This window comes from Homoserinimonas aerilata, from assembly GCF_006716125.1.
GTDB classification, from domain to species: Bacteria; Actinomycetota; Actinomycetes; order Actinomycetales; family Microbacteriaceae; genus Homoserinimonas; species Homoserinimonas aerilata.
The window spans coordinates 724,501-742,049 of record NZ_VFOM01000001.1 but is presented as its reverse complement, the minus strand read 5'-3'; the positions used below and the strand labels follow the sequence as shown (position 1 = coordinate 742,049).

Annotated in this window: 14 protein-coding genes and 1 pseudogene; 5 read left to right on the top strand and 10 right to left on the bottom strand. The window is 67.3% G+C overall.

Annotation, left to right across the window (positions count from 1 at the left end; genetic code table 11):
- Nucleotide 1: 1 nt before the first annotated feature.
- Both FB562_RS03465 and FB562_RS13600 read right to left on the bottom strand, forming a co-directional pair.
- Nucleotides 2-544, bottom strand: a complete 543-nt coding sequence (locus tag FB562_RS03465) for a hypothetical protein (protein WP_141879867.1) — start codon at nt 542-544, stop codon at nt 2-4.
- Between the two features lie 96 nt (nt 545-640).
- The gene (locus FB562_RS13600) at nt 641-1,150 is read right to left on the bottom strand and encodes an alternate-type signal peptide domain-containing protein (protein ID WP_185740445.1); all 510 of its coding nucleotides are present in this window, start codon (nt 1,148-1,150) and stop codon (nt 641-643) included.
- 458 nt (nt 1,151-1,608) lie between these two features.
- Here FB562_RS13600 and FB562_RS03455 point away from each other — a divergent pair, with 458 nt between their 5' ends.
- The 3 genes and pseudogenes from FB562_RS03455 (at nt 1,609) to FB562_RS03445 (ending at nt 7,114) form a co-directional block, all read left to right on the top strand.
- Nucleotides 1,609-3,684, top strand: coding sequence for an alpha-1,4-glucan--maltose-1-phosphate maltosyltransferase (locus tag FB562_RS03455; RefSeq protein ID WP_425459814.1), 2,076 nt, complete (start codon nt 1,609-1,611; stop codon nt 3,682-3,684).
- 14 nt (nt 3,685-3,698) lie between these two features.
- Nucleotides 3,699-5,558 (top strand): annotated as a pseudogene (gene glgB, locus FB562_RS03450) (1,4-alpha-glucan branching protein GlgB); the annotation flags it as partial.
- 92 nt (nt 5,559-5,650) lie between these two features.
- Nucleotides 5,651-7,114: an L-serine ammonia-lyase gene (locus FB562_RS03445; RefSeq protein WP_425459813.1), complete on the top strand. Its 1,464-nt coding sequence runs from the start codon at nt 5,651-5,653 to the stop codon at nt 7,112-7,114.
- A gap of 99 nt (nt 7,115-7,213) precedes the next feature.
- Here the strand turns inward: FB562_RS03445 and FB562_RS03440 are convergent, their stop codons facing one another.
- Complete coding sequence (locus tag FB562_RS03440) at nt 7,214-8,167, bottom strand: tetratricopeptide repeat protein (protein WP_141879862.1); 954 nt, start codon at nt 8,165-8,167, stop codon at nt 7,214-7,216.
- Nucleotides 8,164-9,951: a DUF8094 domain-containing protein gene (locus FB562_RS03435; RefSeq protein WP_141879861.1), complete on the bottom strand. Its 1,788-nt coding sequence runs from the start codon at nt 9,949-9,951 to the stop codon at nt 8,164-8,166. The genes FB562_RS03440 and FB562_RS03435 overlap by 4 nt, the downstream gene beginning before the upstream one ends.
- A gap of 274 nt (nt 9,952-10,225) precedes the next feature.
- Here FB562_RS03435 and FB562_RS03430 point away from each other — a divergent pair, with 274 nt between their 5' ends.
- Both FB562_RS03430 and FB562_RS03425 read left to right on the top strand, forming a co-directional pair.
- Nucleotides 10,226-12,376, top strand: coding sequence for a hypothetical protein (locus FB562_RS03430; protein ID WP_141879860.1), 2,151 nt, complete (start codon nt 10,226-10,228; stop codon nt 12,374-12,376).
- 50 nt (nt 12,377-12,426) lie between these two features.
- Nucleotides 12,427-13,476, top strand: a complete 1,050-nt coding sequence (locus FB562_RS03425) for an AI-2E family transporter (protein WP_141879859.1) — start codon at nt 12,427-12,429, stop codon at nt 13,474-13,476.
- 36 nt (nt 13,477-13,512) lie between these two features.
- Here FB562_RS03425 and FB562_RS03420 read toward each other — a convergent pair whose 3' ends face one another.
- The 6 genes from FB562_RS03420 to frr form a co-directional block, all read right to left on the bottom strand.
- The gene (locus FB562_RS03420; protein ID WP_141879858.1) at nt 13,513-14,289 is read right to left on the bottom strand and encodes an alpha/beta hydrolase; all 777 of its coding nucleotides are present in this window, start codon (nt 14,287-14,289) and stop codon (nt 13,513-13,515) included.
- Between the two features lie 20 nt (nt 14,290-14,309).
- The gene (locus tag FB562_RS03415; RefSeq protein ID WP_141879857.1) at nt 14,310-14,603 is read right to left on the bottom strand and encodes a hypothetical protein; all 294 of its coding nucleotides are present in this window, start codon (nt 14,601-14,603) and stop codon (nt 14,310-14,312) included.
- Between the two features lie 45 nt (nt 14,604-14,648).
- The gene (locus tag FB562_RS13760) at nt 14,649-15,260 is read right to left on the bottom strand and encodes an aggregation-promoting factor C-terminal-like domain-containing protein (protein WP_246081327.1); all 612 of its coding nucleotides are present in this window, start codon (nt 15,258-15,260) and stop codon (nt 14,649-14,651) included.
- 123 nt (nt 15,261-15,383) lie between these two features.
- Nucleotides 15,384-15,935 (bottom strand): DivIVA domain-containing protein, encoded by a 552-nt coding sequence (locus FB562_RS03405; RefSeq protein WP_185740444.1) that lies wholly within the window; start codon nt 15,933-15,935, stop codon nt 15,384-15,386.
- 22 nt (nt 15,936-15,957) lie between these two features.
- Nucleotides 15,958-16,944 (bottom strand): phosphatidate cytidylyltransferase, encoded by a 987-nt coding sequence (locus FB562_RS03400; protein WP_141879855.1) that lies wholly within the window; start codon nt 16,942-16,944, stop codon nt 15,958-15,960.
- Nucleotides 16,945-17,499 (bottom strand): ribosome recycling factor, encoded by a 555-nt coding sequence (gene frr / locus FB562_RS03395; RefSeq protein WP_141879854.1) that lies wholly within the window; start codon nt 17,497-17,499, stop codon nt 16,945-16,947. It abuts the gene before it with no gap.
- Nucleotides 17,500-17,549: the final 50 nt, after the last annotated feature.

The following is a 17,549-nucleotide window of genomic DNA, read 5'->3' as shown; positions in this document are numbered from 1 at the left end:
GTCAGCCAGCCTTCTGGGTCGCGACAAAGGTCAGCGTGAAGTCGGTGGTTCGCCCCTGGGCCGCGGCGGGGGCGGATGCCGGAAGCATGACCTCAACGCAGACTGTCGTGGTGTCCGTGGGCGCCAGCGTGCCGAGGTTCACGGGTGTCGCGCCGAGAGCGGAACCGGAAATGGCCGTTGTCGTGCATGCACCGGATGCCACCCTGACCTGGTGACCGTTGCCGCCGACCGTGCCGGTCACGGTGAGAGTGCTGGCGACGTTACCCGTCGTGGACAGGGTGACGTTCTGCGTCCTGCGATCTCCCGGGAGCATCCCCTGAAAACCTGCGGCGGGCAGGGCGACGCTCGTTTGCGAATTCACCTTCAGTGTCAGAGAGCCGGAGGTGATGATGCCTGCAGCGGCCGGGGCGGCGGCAGACCAGCTGGCGTAGCTTCCGCCGAACGTCGACACCGTCAGAAGGACGACACCGGCAAGGGCCGCAGCGCAGGCGTGGAGCGCCCAGGCAGCTGGTCGCCGCGTCACGCGTGTGGTGTTTGCGGACATGGCGTCACCTCCTGGGGCAAGAAGAATCGGGAATCTGTGAAACATGGAGGGCTCGGCGGGTGTGAGAATCGGGCCTCACACCCGCCGAGAGGGTTACTACTGGACCTGCTGGACCGTGACTGCTGCCGTGGAGAGGTTGAGCGTCTGGTTCTGACCGGTGAGGCCCGACACGGAGGTCGGGAAGTCCACTGCGACGGTGGCCTTGATCGTGTAGGTACCAGCCGGGAGCTTGTAGACGCCTGCGGTGGGCGTCTGGACTACCTGCGAAGCGTTCTGAACGACGACGGTGGGTGTGACGGTGGCGCCCGTGATGCTGCCAGCGGAGACAAGCGTCGCGACGTTGTCGCTGACAGAGAACTTGAGGTTGTCGCCTGCAACGGCGAGCGACAGGTTACCGGTGTAGGTGAGGCTGTCTCCGGGGACGATCTTGGCGATCGTCTTGTCCCAGGAGCCGGTTGCTGCGGTGATGTCGAGCTGGCCGGAGGAGATCGATCCTGCGCTTGCAAGCGTCTGCGAGTCGTTCCAGTAGGCGAGCGTTCCCGCGCCACCGAGGAGGAGGGCGATTCCGGCGGCGCCGGCGATGGAACCCTTGACGAGCTTGTTCATGGTGTTTCCTTTCGCGACATCGCGAAGGATGTCGGGTAGCGAACCCGAGCGCGGCAGGGCAGGACGGAACGCACGCCCGGTGAGGGGCGGGCGACGGCGCCTGCACAAGACAGATTCGGGTTGTCTTATGGGATGATCCGCGGTGGTTTCGGGCCACACGCGAAAGTGGGTAAAGCTGCGGTACTCGGGTTGATTCGGGGTTGTTCGGGGTTTCGGGAGACAGCCGAAGCAGCCCTTCCAATGGAAGGAGACGAGTCGGTACATCCCCCGATATACGAGCTTACTCAGCCGCGCGCGAATCACCAGCGTCACGCTGCCCCCAGTGATGGGGGTACAAAGCATGTCCCCCCTAATGCTGACACACTCGTACCCCGAAATGCAATACCTGTACCCCGAAATTTTCTGATGGGAACCGAGCCGCAGGCATCCTTCTGCGCAGGAGAAGGTACGGTCGGAATGTGGCAGCAGCGAACGCGAAACCATCCCAGTCCCCTGCGCGCCAGGCCGGCGCCTACCAGCCGCGCGCCGGGCGGATCGCGATACGCGATCTCACGCCCCGGCAGCCCGAGGACCTCTGGCCCGCCAAGGCCTTCGTCGGCGAGGTCGTGCCCTTCGGCGCGACCGTCTTCATGGAGGGCCACGAACTGCTCGCCGTGGAACTACTGCTCACCGACCCCGACGGCACGCAGCAGAGACACCGGATGTCGCAGGGCGCGCCGGGCACGGATCGCTGGCACACAGAGGTGCAGTTGGAGGCGCCCGGCACCTGGCTGTGGAGTGTGCAGGCCTCCGTCGACGCGTGGCAGACCTGGTTGCACAACGCCGAGATCAAGATTCCTGCCGGGATCGATGCCGTGCTCATGGCGGATGAGGGCGCTGCCCTGCTCGCCGCCGCTTCCGCCGCCGACCCGGGCAATACCGTGCTGATGGATGCGGCAGCCAGCATCGCCAAGCGCTCCAGCAGCCCGGCGAAACGTCTCGCGGCGGCGCGCGACCCCCGAGTGGCCGCCGAGCTCGAGAAGGCCCACGACGGAACCACCCGTCGACTCAGCACGCTCAGCCTGCCGAACACGCTGCGCGTCGAGCGCGCCCGCGCCGCCGTCGGCAGCTGGTACGAGTTCTTCCCGCGCTCCGAGGGGGCCAAACAGCGCAAGGACGGCAGCTGGAAGAGCGGAACCTTCCGCACCGCCACCCGGCGCCTACCCGCTATCGCCGGCATGGGCTTCGACGTCGTCTATCTGCCGCCCATCCATCCCATCGGCACCAGCTATCGCAAGGGCCCGAACAACACACTGGATGCCGGCCCGAACGACCCCGGCTCCCCCTGGGCGATCGGCTCCCCCGATGGCGGCCACGACGCCGTCCATCCCGATCTGGGCACCATCTCCGACTTCAGCGCCTTTGTTGCCGCGGCGAAGAAGAACGGGCTCGAGATCGCGCTCGATCTGGCCCTGCAGTGCTCGCCCGATCACCCCTGGGTCACCGAGCATCCGGAGTGGTTCACCACCCGCGTCGACGGTTCCATCGCCTACGCGGAGAACCCGCCCAAGAAATACCAGGACATCTACCCGATCAACTTCGACAACGACCCGCAGGGTCTGCGCGACGAGGTCCTGCGCGTCGTCGAGCACTGGATCGGCCTGGGCGTGCGCATCTTCCGGGTCGACAACCCGCACACCAAGCCGCTGCGATTCTGGGAGTGGCTGCTGCATGAGGTCGATGCGAAGCATCCGGGCGTCGTCTTCTTGGCGGAGGCCTTCACCCGTCCGGCCATGCTGCGCTCGCTCGCACAGGTGGGCTTCCACCAGTCGTACACATACTTCACGTGGCGCAACACGAAGCTCGAGTTGGAGGAGTACCTCGCCGAGCTGAGCCACGACACGAGCGACTATCTGCGGCCCAATCTCTTCGTCAACACCCCAGACATCCTGACCGAATATCTGCAGTTCGGCGGGCCAGCCGCCTACAAGGTGCGCGCGGCGATCGCGGCGACCGCCGCCCCCAGCTGGGGCGTCTACTCCGGTTACGAACTGTTCGAGGATGTGGCCCGCCCGGGCTCAGAAGAGAACATCGACAACGAGAAATACGAGTACCGACCGCGCGACTGGGCTGCGGCGGAAGCCGAGGGCAGGTCGCTTGCCCCCTACCTGGCCACGCTCAACAAGGCCAGGGCTGAGCATCCGGCGCTCCGGCAGTTGCGCAACCTCGAAGTGCACTGGAGCGACGATGAGGCCATTCTCGTCTACAGCAAGCACCTCGACGGGCAGTACGTGCGCAGCGGAAAGCCCGACGGCGTGATCGTGGTGGCCAATCTCGACCCGCACGCCGTGCGCGAGACAATGGTGCACCTCGACACGACTCGTCTCGGTATCGAGCCCGGAACGCCGTTCACCGTGACCGATCTGGTCACCAAGCAGAAGTTCCGCTGGGGTTCCGACAATTATGTGCGGCTCGACCCCTTCACCGAACCGGTGCACATTCTCAGCGTCGACTACAGCAGCATCGGCCGCGACAGCATGGGAGGCACCCGATGAACGCGCAGCCGAAGCCCATCACCGGCGACATCGATCTGCACCTGTTCGGCGAGGGCAGACACGAGGAGCTGTGGCGGATGCTCGGGGCGCGGCCAGTAGACCGCGACGGCACCCAAGGTACCGTCTTCGTCGTGTGGGCACCCCGCGCGCAGGCCGTTCGCGTCATCGGCGATTTCAACTACTGGGGTGGCGAGCAGCACGAGATGCTCCGCCTCGACGACACCGGCGCCTGGGAGCTGTTCGTTGCCGGTGTCGGCGCCGGAACCGCATACAAGTTCAGAATCCTCACGGCGGCCGGCGAATGGGTCGAACGCGCCGACCCCATGGCCCGCCACACCGAGACACCACCACGCACCGCATCCATCGTCATCGGCGCCAGCGGCCACGAATGGGGCGACGGCGACTGGATGAATACACGCGCTGGGCGAGACCCGCACGAGTCCCCCATGAGCATCTACGAGCTGCATGTCGGCTCGTGGCGGCCCGGCCTCGGCTACCGAGATCTCGCCGATCAGCTCATCGACTACGTCTCCGATCTCGGCTTCACGCATGTCGAGTTCATGCCGCTCGCGGAGCATCCGTACGGCCCCTCGTGGGGGTATCAGGTGACCGGATACTATGCGCCGACCAGCCGTTTCGGGCATCCGGATGACCTCAGATATCTGATCGACAGGCTGCACCAGGCGGGAATCGGGGTGCTCATGGACTGGGTTCCGGGGCACTTCCCGAAGGACGAGTGGGCGCTCGCCCGCTTCGACGGCGAGACGCTGTACGAGCACGGCGACCCGCGTCGCGGCGAGCAGCCCGACTGGGGCACCCTCGTGTTCGACTTCGGGCAGTCGCAGGTGCGCAACTTCCTTGTCGCGAACGCGCTCTACTGGCTGGAGGAGTTCCACATCGACGGCCTGCGGGTCGACGCCGTCGCCTCGATGCTCTACCTCGACTACTCGCGCGAGGACTGGCTGCCCAACGAGTTCGGCGGCCGTGAGAATCTGGAGGCGATCAGCTTTCTGCAGGAGGTCAACGCGACCGCCTACAAGCGATACCCGGGCGTCGTCATGATCGCCGAGGAGTCGACAGCGTTCCCCGGCGTGACCCGCCCCACGGGCGGCAACGGGCTCGGCTTCGGCCTCAAATGGAACATGGGGTGGATGCACGACAGCCTGCAGTACATGGCCGTCGACCCGATGTGGCGCTCGCACCATCACCACGACATCACGTTCAGCACGCAGTACGCGTTCAGCGAGAGCTTCCTACTGCCCATCAGCCATGACGAGGTCGTGCACGGCAAGGGCTCGCTGCTCGCGAAGATGCCGGGCGACCAGTGGCAGAAGCTCGCCAATGTGCGCGCCTATCTGGCGTTCATGTGGGGGCACCCCGGCAAGCAGCTGCTGTTCATGGGCCAGGAGTTCGGGCAGCCGAGCGAGTGGAGTGAGGATCGCGGCCTCGACTGGTGGATCCTCGACCAGCCGGTGCACCAGGGGCTCCATTCGCTCGTCGGGCAGCTGAACCGCGTGTACAGGGCCGAGCCGGCGCTGTGGTCGCGCGACAACGACCCGCGCGGCTTCGAGTGGATCATCGGCGACGACAGCACCAACAATGTGCTCGCGTTCATCCGGCGCTCCTCCGATGGCGAGCAGCTCGTCGTCATCGTCAACTTCAGCGGCGTTCCGCACGAGCACTACCGCGTCGGCCTGCCGGTCGACGGCGAGTGGACCGAACTGGTGAACACGGATGCCACGGAGTACGGCGGCAGCGGCGTCGGCAATCTGGGCTCGGTGACGGCGAGTGCGGGCCCCTCGCATGGGCAGCCGGCGTCGGCGTTCGTGACGGTGCCCCCGCTGGGTGCGCTCTTCCTGAAACCGCGCGCGTAGCGGCCCTCCCCTGAGCGGCAGCCGCCGCTTTCACCTAAACTGTATACCGGGCTGAGTACAGAGATTCAGCCCGCAGAAACGTCACAGGACGGATGTCCATGGCAGCATCGGCAGCAGGCTCGACGACGAGCGGCACGACAGGGGACTCCCCCGCGCCCGCCCGCCCCGCCATCGGCGTCTTCGATCTCTTCACGATCGGCATCGGGCCGTCCAGCTCGCACACCGTCGGCCCCATGCGCGCGGCCGCAGCCTTCACCCGCGAGCTGGCCGACGCCGGCCTCACCGAGCGGGTACACGGTCTCTCGGTCGATCTCTTCGGCTCCCTCGCCGCGACGGGTCGCGGCCACGGCACGATGCTGGCCATCCTGCTGGGGCTCGAGGGTGCCAGGCCCGACGAGATCATGCCAGCTGACGTGGAGGCCGGCCTGGCCCGCATCGCGAGCGGCGGAACCCTGCAACTGGGCGGCATCCGCCCCGTCTCCTTCGTCGAAGCCGACATCGTTCTGCACCCCTTCACGAGGCTCGAGCGTCACCCCAATGGCATGCGCTTCGCCGTCACCGCGGCCGACGGCACGGCGCTTCTCACCTCCACCTATTTCTCGATCGGCGGCGGCTTCATCGTGCGCGAGGGCGACGACGCCCCCGCAGAGCTGTCGATACCCGCCGACTCCCTTCCCCTGCCGTTCCGCACGGCGGAGCAGCTGCTGCGGCACTGCGACGAGAACTCGCTCAGCTTCAGCGGCGTCATGCTGCGCAACGAGCTTGCCTCGCGCACCGAGGAGCAGGTGCGCGACGGCCTTCTGCGCATCCGCACCGCCATGGACGAATGCAAGGACTCCAGCCTCAGCCGCACCGGCACCCTGCCCGGCGGGCTCAACGTGCACCGCAGGGCACCCGCCTGGCACGCACGCCTGCTGCTCGAAGACCCCGACCGCAGCCCCGCCTTCTGGCAGGAATGGGTGAACCTGGTCGCCCTCGCCGTCAACGAGGAGAACGCATCCGGTGGCCGCGTCGTCACCGCACCGACCAACGGCGCCGCCGGCATCATCCCGGCCGTGCTGTTCTACGCGACCCACTACATCCCGGGCATCGCGGATGCCTCACCGCAGCAGAAAGACGATGTGGTCGTTCGCTTTCTGCTCGCCGCCGGCGCCGTCGGCGTGCTCTACAAGGAGCAGGCCTCCATCTCGGGCGCCGAGGTCGGATGCCAGGGCGAGGTCGGCTCCGCCTCATCCATGGCGGCGGCAGGCCTCGCCGAGGTCATGGGCGGCACCCCGCAGCAGGTGGAGAACGCCGCCGAGATCGCCATGGAGCACAATCTGGGCCTGACCTGCGACCCCATCGGCGGGCTCGTTCAGATCCCCTGCATCGAGCGCAATGCGATCGCCGCCGCGAAGGCCATCAACGCCGCCAAGATGGCCCTGTGGGGTGACGGCACCCACCATGTGTCGCTCGACGAGGTCATCGCGACCATGCGCGAGACCGGCCGCGACATGGACTCGAAGTACAAGGAGACCTCGCAGGGAGGCCTCGCAGTCAACGTCGTCGAGTGCTGACGCCCCGCAACTCGGTGGTGGCGGCTGTACTTTGTCGCGACGGCGGTGGAATGTTCCGCAGCCGTCGCGACAAAGTACAGCCGTCGCGAGGAGCGCGCGCTAGAAGAGCAGCGTCGTGAGGCGACGGCGCGCCGCGACCACGCGCGGGTCCTCGACGCCGGCAATCTCGAAGTACTCGAGCAGGCGCGTGCGCACGCCGTTCTTCGCCTCCGCGTCAAGCGACGGGAACAGGTCGAGCAGCCGCCCGAACGCGTCCTCGAGGTGACCGCCCGACACGTCCAGGTCGGCGACCGCGAGTTGCGCCTCGATGTCGCCGGGGGCGTCGCCCGCTGCAGTGCGGATCTCGGCGGCCGTCTTGCCGGAGAGCCGGTTCAGCAGCGAGACCTGGGCGAGGCCCGCCACGGCCAGCTGGTCTCGGGGATCCTGCGCGATCGCCGTCTGGTAGGCGGCGATGGCGGCCGGGTAGTCGCCGCGATCGATCGCGTCGTACGCCTCCTGGTGGTGCGGCGGGAGTGGCTCCTCGACGGGCTCGGCGGGCTCACCCTCCTCGCCGTCGACCGTCACGGTACCGGTGACGCCGTTCTGCGCGGCAAGCGTGAGCACCTGGTCGAGCATCTGACGCAGCTGGTCGTCGGCGATCTCCCCCTCGAACAGCGCCAGGGGTCGCCCGCCGATGACGGCGGCGACGGTCGGCACCGCGGCGACGGAGAAGGCCTGCTGCAGCTGCGGGCTGCGGGTGGCGTCGACGCTCGCGAGCAGCAGGCGGCCGCCGTACGAGCGCACTGCTGCGGCGATTCCGGCCCACGCCTGCCCCGCATGGAACTCGACGATGATCGGCACCGTGTTCGAGAGCTCGAGCAGCCCCGTGAAGGCGGCGTCGTCGCTGTCGACGACGAGCGAGGGCACCGGGATGGGGCCGGATGCCTGCTGCGCGCCGTTCGCGGCGCCGGTGGCGGGGGCCGCAGAGGCCGCAGGCTGAGCCGCGCGCTGCACGAGGCCCGACAGGTCGACGGCACCGCGAAGGGTGGATGCGGATGGGGGGATCATGCTCATGGAAGTTCTCCTGCCGAAGTCGTGCCCTGCGTCGCGCCGAGCAGCCGCACCTTCTCGGAGCTGCCGGCCGGCGGAACGTAGAACAGCAGCTGATAGCCGTAGTTCACGAATACGCCCTTCTTGGTCGTGCTGAGCCCGGTGAGGAGGCGGGCGGCGTCACCGACGGTGATCTCGGCCTGCGCCTCCGTGGGGGCGACGGTCTCCCTGTCGCCGAAGCTCATCACGAGGATCGCGCCCGTGTCCTCCGTGGCGAGGGCAACACGGTCGCCCGTGCCCTCGACCGGTTCTGACGTGAGGGCTGCCGGACCGGTGACGGCCGAGACCCGGCCGGCCTTCGCATCCGGGCCCACCTGCGGCAGGAAGGTGTCGCTCGCCAGGTCGAACTCGTCGGCATACTCACTCGCCTCACCGTTTGCGATGATGTCGGCGTAGCCCTTCGCGACCTCCTCGGGTGCGAGCTTCAGCAGCTTGTTGTCTGGCGAGTAGCGAATCGCGCCGACGCTGGCGCCGGCGACCTCCGGGAACGTCGTCGCCTGCAGCATGACCACGTACTGGGCCTTGTAGTTGTCGCGGGGCGTGGCCTGCTTGAGCACGAGCGCCGTCGGCACCACCGCCTCGTCGGCCGGATCCTGCACGACGACGAGGACGTAGCGGGGCCAGATGTCGGTCTGCTGCGGCAGCGAGAGCGCGATCGGTTCTGCGGCGATCGCCGGCTGGCCCGGCTGCTCCGCATCGGCCGCGCGCTTCGTGTAGCTGGCCGTGCGCAGCTCGAGCGCAGGACCTTCGAACCGGGTCGCAAGGAGCTCCGCGTTCAGCTCGGCGTCGGCCTTGCCCGCGACATCCGCGACCTGCTTCATGATGCGCTTGAGCTGCACCTCGGTCACGGCGACGTCCTTGACGGCGCTCACAGTCTCCACCGTCGTGCCCGGCGACGCCGAAGGGGATGCCTCCGCGTCACCCGAGAAGTCGGGCCACGCATCCGCCGAGCACCCGCCCAGCACGAGCGCGCTCACCACGACGACAGGCAGCACTGCGGTCATGCGTCGCGTCGAGCGCCGACCCTTCGAACTCTCGATCTGCTTCGGAGCATCCGGAGACTTGATCGCCTTGGCGGCCTTGCGGGCGCTGTAGCGCGGCTGGCGGGGAAGCTTCGGCTGATTCGGCGGCGGGGTACGGCGCGGGCCGCGAGCCTTGCGCAGATGGTTGAACGCCCACAGATAGAGCCCGATGCCGAGCAGCAACAGGATGACCCCGCCCACGACGAGCGGGCCGGACCACGGCGTGCGGTTGTCGACCGGCCATGTGACGCTCACGGTCGAGGGCGCGGGGTCGACGCCCGTCGACATGATGAGAACCGACACGCCCTCCGGCACGTTCAGCGTGAAGTCGAGCGCCGCCTCACCGGCATACTCGCCCAGCCAGAGGTCGGAACCGATCGCATCCGGAACCTCCTGCTCGCTGCCCCTGACGAGCGACGACACAAGCTCGCCCGTCTCCTCATCGACGGTCAGACGGTTGTAGCTCGCATCGCCGACCCAGGCCTCGATGTCGCCCGTGCGACCGTAGACGGCTACGACACGCTCACTGCCGCTGACCTCGACCTTCTGGCGGCCATCATGCGCGTTCAGAGCCGACCCCTCGAGCACGCTCAGCACCGCATCGGAGTCTGTCGTGCTGGCCGCAACGACACGATCGGGCTCGGCGAACACGGTGCGCTGGGCGATACCGAAGCCGATGAGGATGAACGCCAGGACGAAGCTGACGATGGCCGCAACAAACCGCAAGAACTACTCCTCTCGTGTTGCCGACTCGACCGGACACCTGAGGGCTGACGGGCGCTTCCCACAGCCGACGGCCATACGGCTCCCGAAAGCGGACGCCGTGGACAACAGACAAAGACGATCAAGACTAGCGGAGCTAACTGAAAGCCACCTAATAGCGGGCTGGGGGCGAGCAGCCCCACAGTCACGAAGTGCCGAGACCGGATGCTGCGGCTAAACTCGGATGGCGCGAGCCGGCATCGCACTGCACCGGCCGACAACTCACGAGGAGATCAGCGTGGCAATTGACGAAGAAGCGTTCAGCACCGTCATGCGCGGATACAACCGCGAAGAGGTCGACGGCGCCATCCAGGCCCTTCGTCGCGAACTCATCAAGGCCAACGCCGACAAGGCGGAGGCGAGCAAAGAACTCAAGCGGCTCAAGGCGACCGTCGACGACCTCCAGGCGGAGCTCGACGAGACCGGCAGCCCCACCTATGCGGGGCTCGGCACGAAACTCGAGAACACGCTTCGGGTGGCCGAGGAGCAGTCGACCCGCCTGATCAGCCAGGCCGACATCGACGCCGAGAAGCTGCGCAGCACGGTGCAGGCAGAGGTTCAGGGGCTTCGCGCCGAAGCACACGCCCATGCCGAGCGCATCGTCGGCGAGGCGAGCACGAGGGCTGAGGCCCTCGTCACCGAGGCCCGCGTCGAGGCATCCGAATTCCTTGATCGCGCGCACATCGAAGCCGAGACGGTGACTCAGGATGCGGTGCGTGAGGCCGCCACCATCCGCGGCGCCGTCGCAACGGAGGCCGCGGAGGTGCGGGCCACCGCAAAGCGTGAGGCCGGCGCACTGCGCGCCGAGGCGGAGCGCGAGGCCGCCGAGCTGCGCGCCGTCGTCGACCGCGAATCCGGAGAGGCCCGCGAGCAGGCCGCAGCACTCGCCCGGGAGACCGAGCAGGGCAGGGCCGCCTTCGCCGCAGAGGATGAGAAGCTGCGCGGCGACCTCGAACGCGAGATCGAGCAGAAGCGCACCGACATCGACCGCTACGTGGAGACGACGCGCGCCGAACTGGACGCCACCGTCGAGCAGACCAAGGCGGCACTGAAGCAGGAGATCGACGAGGCCAGAACGGCCCTCGAACTCGACACCCGCGAGAAGCGCGGCAGCCTCGAACGCGAGACGACCGAGGCCCGCGGCAAACTCGAACGCGACACCCTTGAGGCCCGCGGCAAGCTCGAACGCGACACCAAGGAGGCATCCGACCGCCTCGCCCACGAGACCGCCACGACGCGCGCCGCCCTCGAACAGCAGGCGGCGCAGCAACGCGCGGCACTCGAGCAGGAGGTCGGCAGCCGCCGCCGCGAACTCGACCACGAGATCAGCGCGGCCCGCAACGAGCTGCAGCAGGAGCTCACGACGGCACGCACAGAGCTCGAGCAGGAGCTCACCGCACGACGCAGCGAGCTCGACCAGGAGATCACGGCGCGACGCACAGAGCTCGAGAACGAGATCACCGGCCGCCAGGCTGCCCTGCAGAACGACAGCCAACGCATCCGCACCGAACTGGAGCAGGAGGCCGCGCGCATCCGCACAGAGCTCGAGCAGGAGGCGGAACGCGTGCGTTCGGCCCTCGACATAGAAGCGTCAGAGACCCGCGCGACTCTCGAGAACGAGACGGCCGCCACACGCGGCGCACTCGCAGAAGACACGACACGGCTGCGCTCCGAACTCGAGGAGGAGACCACCCGGGCTCGCTCCGAGCTCGAGGAGGAGACCACCCGGGCACGCTCCGAGCTCGAGCTCGAGATCACCTCGCGCCGTTCCGCGCTTGAGGCCGAGCTCACCGCGGCGTTGAAGGCGGCCACGACCGAGGCGAGCAAGCTGCGAGCGGATGCCGCACGCGAGGTCGCGCAGGTGCGCGCGGCCCTGAAGCACGACGACGAGACGGTGCGCGCCCAGCTCGCCTTCGAGTCGGAGGAATCCCGCAGCACTGTCGCGCGCGAGACCGAACAGGCCCGCATCGACCTCGACGTCGAGCTCAAGGCGCGACGCGACGAGGCCGAGAAGGAGTTCCTCGCCCGCCAGCAGGAGGCGGTCTCCCAGACCCAGAAGTACCTGGACGAAGCCCAGAGCCAGCTTGCGGAGGCCATCAAGCGTGCCGGCGAGAAGCGTCAGGAGGCGGAGACGCTGGAAGCCGGCTCCAAGGCCGAGGCGCGTGCGCTGCGCGAATCGTCGTCGGCCACGGCCGCCGAGATCCTCTCCAACGCGGAGAACCGGGCCCGCTCGATCGTCGATGAGGCCGAGAAAACAGCCGCAACGCTTGTGTCTGATGCAGAAGACCGTCTGGCCAAGATTAGGATCGAGCGCGAAGCGGTCGCTGGCTACTTCGAGAACCTCCGGGGCATGCTCACGGAAGCCGAACGCATCACGAGCGACCACTGAACTGAAGACGAGCGCTGCGCACGGCAGCGTCGGATGCAGCAGGGAGCCGCATGAAGATCCAGAACGCATTCCGGCTGGGGCTGTTCGGTGGGCTCGGAGTCATCCTCGCCATCGCCATCGGTGCCGCCGTCGGCAACCTGGCAGCGATCCTCACGTACATCGGTGCCGCGCTGTTCATCGCACTCGGCCTCGACCCGCTCATCTCCTTCCTCGAGAAGCACCACTTTCCGCGCTGGCTCGCCACACTCACCGTGCTCATCGGGGTGCTCGCGGCGTTCACCGGCCTCGTGTTCGCCCTCATCCCAGTCATCACGGAACAGGTGGGCAAGCTCGTCGCCCAGGTGCAGGAGATCATCGTGCAGGCGCAGTCCGGTGACCTCGACCTCACCGAGTACCTGCAGGATCTGTTCCCAGATCTCAAGGTGTCGGTCATCCTCGACCAGCTCTCCACCTGGGTCGCCGGCCTCGACTTCTTCAGCATCGGCGGCGGCGTGCTCCAGGCGGGCATCAACATCGCCACCGCAGCGTTCGGCGGCGTCATCATCCTCATCCTGACCCTGTACTTCGTGTCATCGCTGCAGAGCATGAAGCGCGGGGTCTACCAGCTCGTCCCCGCCTCCAAGCGGGCGCGCTTCATCGACATCGCCGAGCAGATCACCGACTCCGTCGGACGCTACGTCGTCGGCCAGGCGACGCTCGCCTTCATCAACGGTGTGCTCAGCTTCATCTTCCTGTCGATCATCGGCGCCCAGTACTCGGTGCTGCTCGCCTTCATCGCCTTCCTGTTCAGCCTCGTTCCGCTCGTCGGAACCCTCACCGGCTCGACACTCATCGTGCTCAGCGTGCTGCTGTTCAACGGATGGCCGACCGTACTCATCGCCGCCATCTACTACCTGATCTACATGCAGATCGAGGCATACGTGATCAACCCGCGCATCATGAACCGCGCGGTGAAGGTGCCCGGCGTGATCGTCGTCATCGCCGCCCTCGTCGGAGGAAACCTGCTCGGGGTTCTTGGAGCGCTCGTCGCCATCCCCGTCGCGGCATCCGTGCTCATCATCGTCAAGCAGGTCTTCATCCCCCGCCAGAACGAACTCTGAGCCTCAAGGCTCTAATTCTCCGGGCGCTGCTGCTCTCTAGGCGAGCGGGCCCGTCCAGCGCGTCGGCAACGGAAGGGCAGCCGGGTTCAGACGCGCGACGATCTCGCTGAGCACACGGCGCGTCTGCTGCTCCCCCACCCACAGGTGCCGGCCGCCCTCGACCGCCACGAACTCCGTCTCCGGCACGGCCGCGAAACGCTCCGCCGCCTCTGCCGGCCGCAGGAAGTCATCGAGCTCCGGCACGACGGCGACAAGACGACGACCGCTGCCCGCCCACGCGGCAAGCTCAGCATCCGTAGTCCGGCGCAGCGGCGGAGACAACAGGATGGCGCCAGGCAGTTCGTGTGCGAGGCCGTGCTTGAGGGCGACCTCGGTGCCGAACGACCAGCCCACGAGCCACGGCACGGGCAGGCCCCTCTGCGCCACGAAGTCGACGGCCGCCGCGAGGTCGAGGCGCTCATCGACGCCGTCGCCGAACTCGCCCTCGGAGGTACCGCGCGGCGAGCTCACGCCACGGAAGTTGAAGCGCAGCATGGCCATGTCTGCGAGAGCCGGCAGCCGCGCGGCCGCCTTGCGGATCACATGCGAGTCCATGAAGCCGCCCGCCGTCGGCAGCGGGTGCAGGGCCAGCATCGTCGCGACCGGCGCCTTCTCGAGCGGCAGGGAGAGCTCCCCCACAAGGGTGAGCCCGTCGGCGGTGCGCAGCTCGATGTTCTCGCGGCGGGCCGGAAGCTCCACGGCCGCACGGATCTCGACTCCGGCCTCCGTCTCGCCGGCTGTCGCCGAAGCATCCTGCGCTGGTGTCTCTGACATGGGTCCTCCTCGGTCGACGCTCAGCTGATCTTCCAACAGTGCGAATGCCAATGCCTGCGGGCCGCCAGATCGTCGGCCTCACCCATGAGGCCGTCAGCACGCCAGGCGACGACATGCGCCGTGCCGGGCTCGATGCCGAGGCTGCACCCCGGGCAGATGTAGGACTTCACCGCGGATGCTCCGGAGACCGGCTGCACATTCCACGCCACACCACGCCGCGTCTCGGTTCGTGACGACCCGAACAGCGCCGACCTCAGATCGCGCTCCTCGACCGGATCCCGCCGCCTGCCGCGGGGGCGATTCGATCTGGGCATGCCGACGAGTCTACCCGGCGAAGCCTGCGGCCCCGCCGGAGCGGCTCAGTACCAGCCCTTGATCTGGCTGAAGCCGTAAGCGTCGCACGGGGTGCCGTAGCGGCCCCCGATGTAGCCCAGGCCCCAGATGATCTGCGTCGCCGGGTTCGTGGCCCAGTCGCCCGCGACCGAAGCCATCTTCGTGCCGGGAAGCGCCTGCGGGATGCCATAGGCACCGCTCGAACGGTTGTGGGCGTAGACGTTCCAGCCCGACTCCTTGTTCCAGAGCGCGACAAGGCAGTTGAACTGATCGTCGCCCCAACCGCGGTCCTGCAGCAGGCTGTAGGCGATGGCCTGCGCCGAACCCGGATCGGGGACACCAGCAGCGGGAGCCGCATGCGTCGTCACCACAGGAACGGGCTTCGACGCCTCATAACTGTCACGGGTGAACTCGACCACCGAAGCGCTCGACGAGATCAGAAGCGACTGCGTCACATCAGCCGACGCCGGAACATCCGAAGCCTCAGCAGCAGCCTGCTGAGGCAGCGCGTTCGGGGCAACGACAGAGACGAGCATCACCGCGGCCGCAGCCGTGAATGCGAAGAGTTGGAGGACGGTACGACCATGACCGCCGGAGAGCGCCGCCCGACGAGGCAGGGCGCGCCGCGCCGGGGTCACCGAAGACGCACCCCCCGAACGAACGATCAGCGCTCGGGACGCGCGATGACTACTTCGCCTGCCCACAGTGAGAAGACCTTAGCTCAGAATGGATCGAAACCCCAGCGATGAGGCGTAGTCGCCTCATCCGACCGCCAGAAGAACGTCGATCACATCATCCAGAAGCAGATCGACCTGAGACTCGCGGTAGCCGCCGCGGCGAGGATGGAATGCCGCCGTGCGAACCTCTGCGACCTCCAGCGGAGCATCGGACTGCAGATGCCCTGCGATTCGATCGGCGAGAGCATCCACCTGGGCCCGGTCGTAACCCTTGGCGAGCAGACTCACCCGCTCGAATCTGTTGCCCTTCGGACGCGCGATCCGGTTCACGATCTGCTGGGCGGTATCCCGCATGCGCGCCACCAGCGCGTCCTCACCCTGCTGCGCGATGAGGCGCTCGCGTTCACGCGTCGCGAACGCATCCTCCAGACGCTCAAGAGCAGCATCCACATGCTCCGGTGCGTAGCCGCCCTTCTGCAGGGCGAAGGAGGTACGACGGATCGTCGCCGCATCGACCACCGAGACCTCGCCACGCTCAGCCGTGTACGCGCGTCGCGCATCCTCGAGGAAGTCCTCGACCTGCTCGATGCTGTACCCCTTGCGGGAGGGCCGGGTCTTCGGAAAAGTTGTGCTCACGGCTCTATTCTGCACCAAGAACTCAGGCGAAGAGGTGGAACAACACGTAAGCCGCCGCCGCACTGGGCAGGATCGAATCGAGGCGGTCGAGGAAGCCGCCATGCCCCGGAAGCCAGGTGCTGATGTCCTTGATGCCCAGATCGCGCTTGATGAGCGACTCGATCAGATCACCGACCGTCGCCGTGAAGACCATCGTCAGACCGAACACCACACCGAGCCACCACGGCTTGCCCAGCATCAGCGTCGACAGCAGGATGCCCGCGAGAAGCGCGGCAGCCACTCCCCCGGCGAAGCCCTCCCAGGTCTTGCCCGGGCTGATGTGCGGGGCCATCTTGTGGCGCCCGAAGCTCACGCCGCTCGCATAGGCGCCCACATCGATCGCGACGACGATGACGATGAACGCGAGAGTCCACCACTCGCCGCCGTCCTGAGCGGTCAGGAGAACGGCGAAGCCCGCCAGGAACGGCACATAGACTTGCACGAGGGTTCCCGCAGCCACGTCCTTCCACAGCTCCAGCGCGGTGCCGCGATGACTCGGGCGCACCAGCTCGGCCACACGCCACAACGCGACAAAGGCGATGCCCGCAAGCGAGACGAACCATTTGCCATCCGCACCCAGATAGAACGCCGCAGGAACCGTGGCCAACGCAGCCAGCACCGTCGGCAGCCGCGGCACATTGCGACCCGCGAAGCGCAGTGCGCTCGCCAACTCGAACGCCGTGAACGCGACAAGCGCGCCGGCGAAGAGCATGAACAGCTCCTTGACGACGATGAGGCTGAGCAGCATGAGCGCGCCAAGGCCCAGACCGATGCCCACAGCGGCAAACAGGTTGCGCCCCGCCTTGGCCTCTATCTTCTCGTTCGTGGCCTCGAACTGAGCCCGAGCCTCCTCGAACTGCGCCTTGAGCTCATCAGCGGTCTGGTGCGCGAAAGCCTCAAGCTCCTCACGCTTTCGCCTGCGACGCCCCCAGCGGGACGCACCCCTCGAACCATCCGGCGACTCAGCCATCTAGACCTCGAGCAGCTCGGCTTCCTTTTTCTTGAGTGCGTCGTCGATCGCATCCGTGTGCGACTTCGTGATCGCGTCGAGTTCCTTCTCGGCACGGGCCAGTTCGTCGTCGCCGATCTCGCCCTTGAGCGCATCGAGCTCGTCCTTTGCCTTGCGGCGGACGTTGCGCAGCGCCACACGCGCATCCTCGCCCTTGCTCTTCACGAGCTTCACGTACTCCTTGCGACGATCCTCCGTGAGCTCCGGCAGGATGGCCCGGATGATCGTGCCGTCGTTGCCGACGCTGGCCCCCAGATGCTGCGCAGCGGTGAGCGCCTTCTCGATCTCCTTGAGAGCCGACTTGTCGAACGGCGTGATGATGAGCATCCGCGCCTCGGGATTGCTCATCGTCGACAACTGACCGAGCGGCGTCGGCGTGCCGTAATAGTCAACGAGAACCTTCTGGAACAGCGCCGGATTGGCGCGCCCGGTGCGCACATTCCCGAAATCGTCCTTAGCGGCCTCAACCGACCTGTTCATCTTGTCTCTGGCTTCGGCCAAAACGTCGCTGATCACGGCAACTCCTTCATGTCTTCTGCAAGTTTATCGGCAATCGGGGGTGCTGC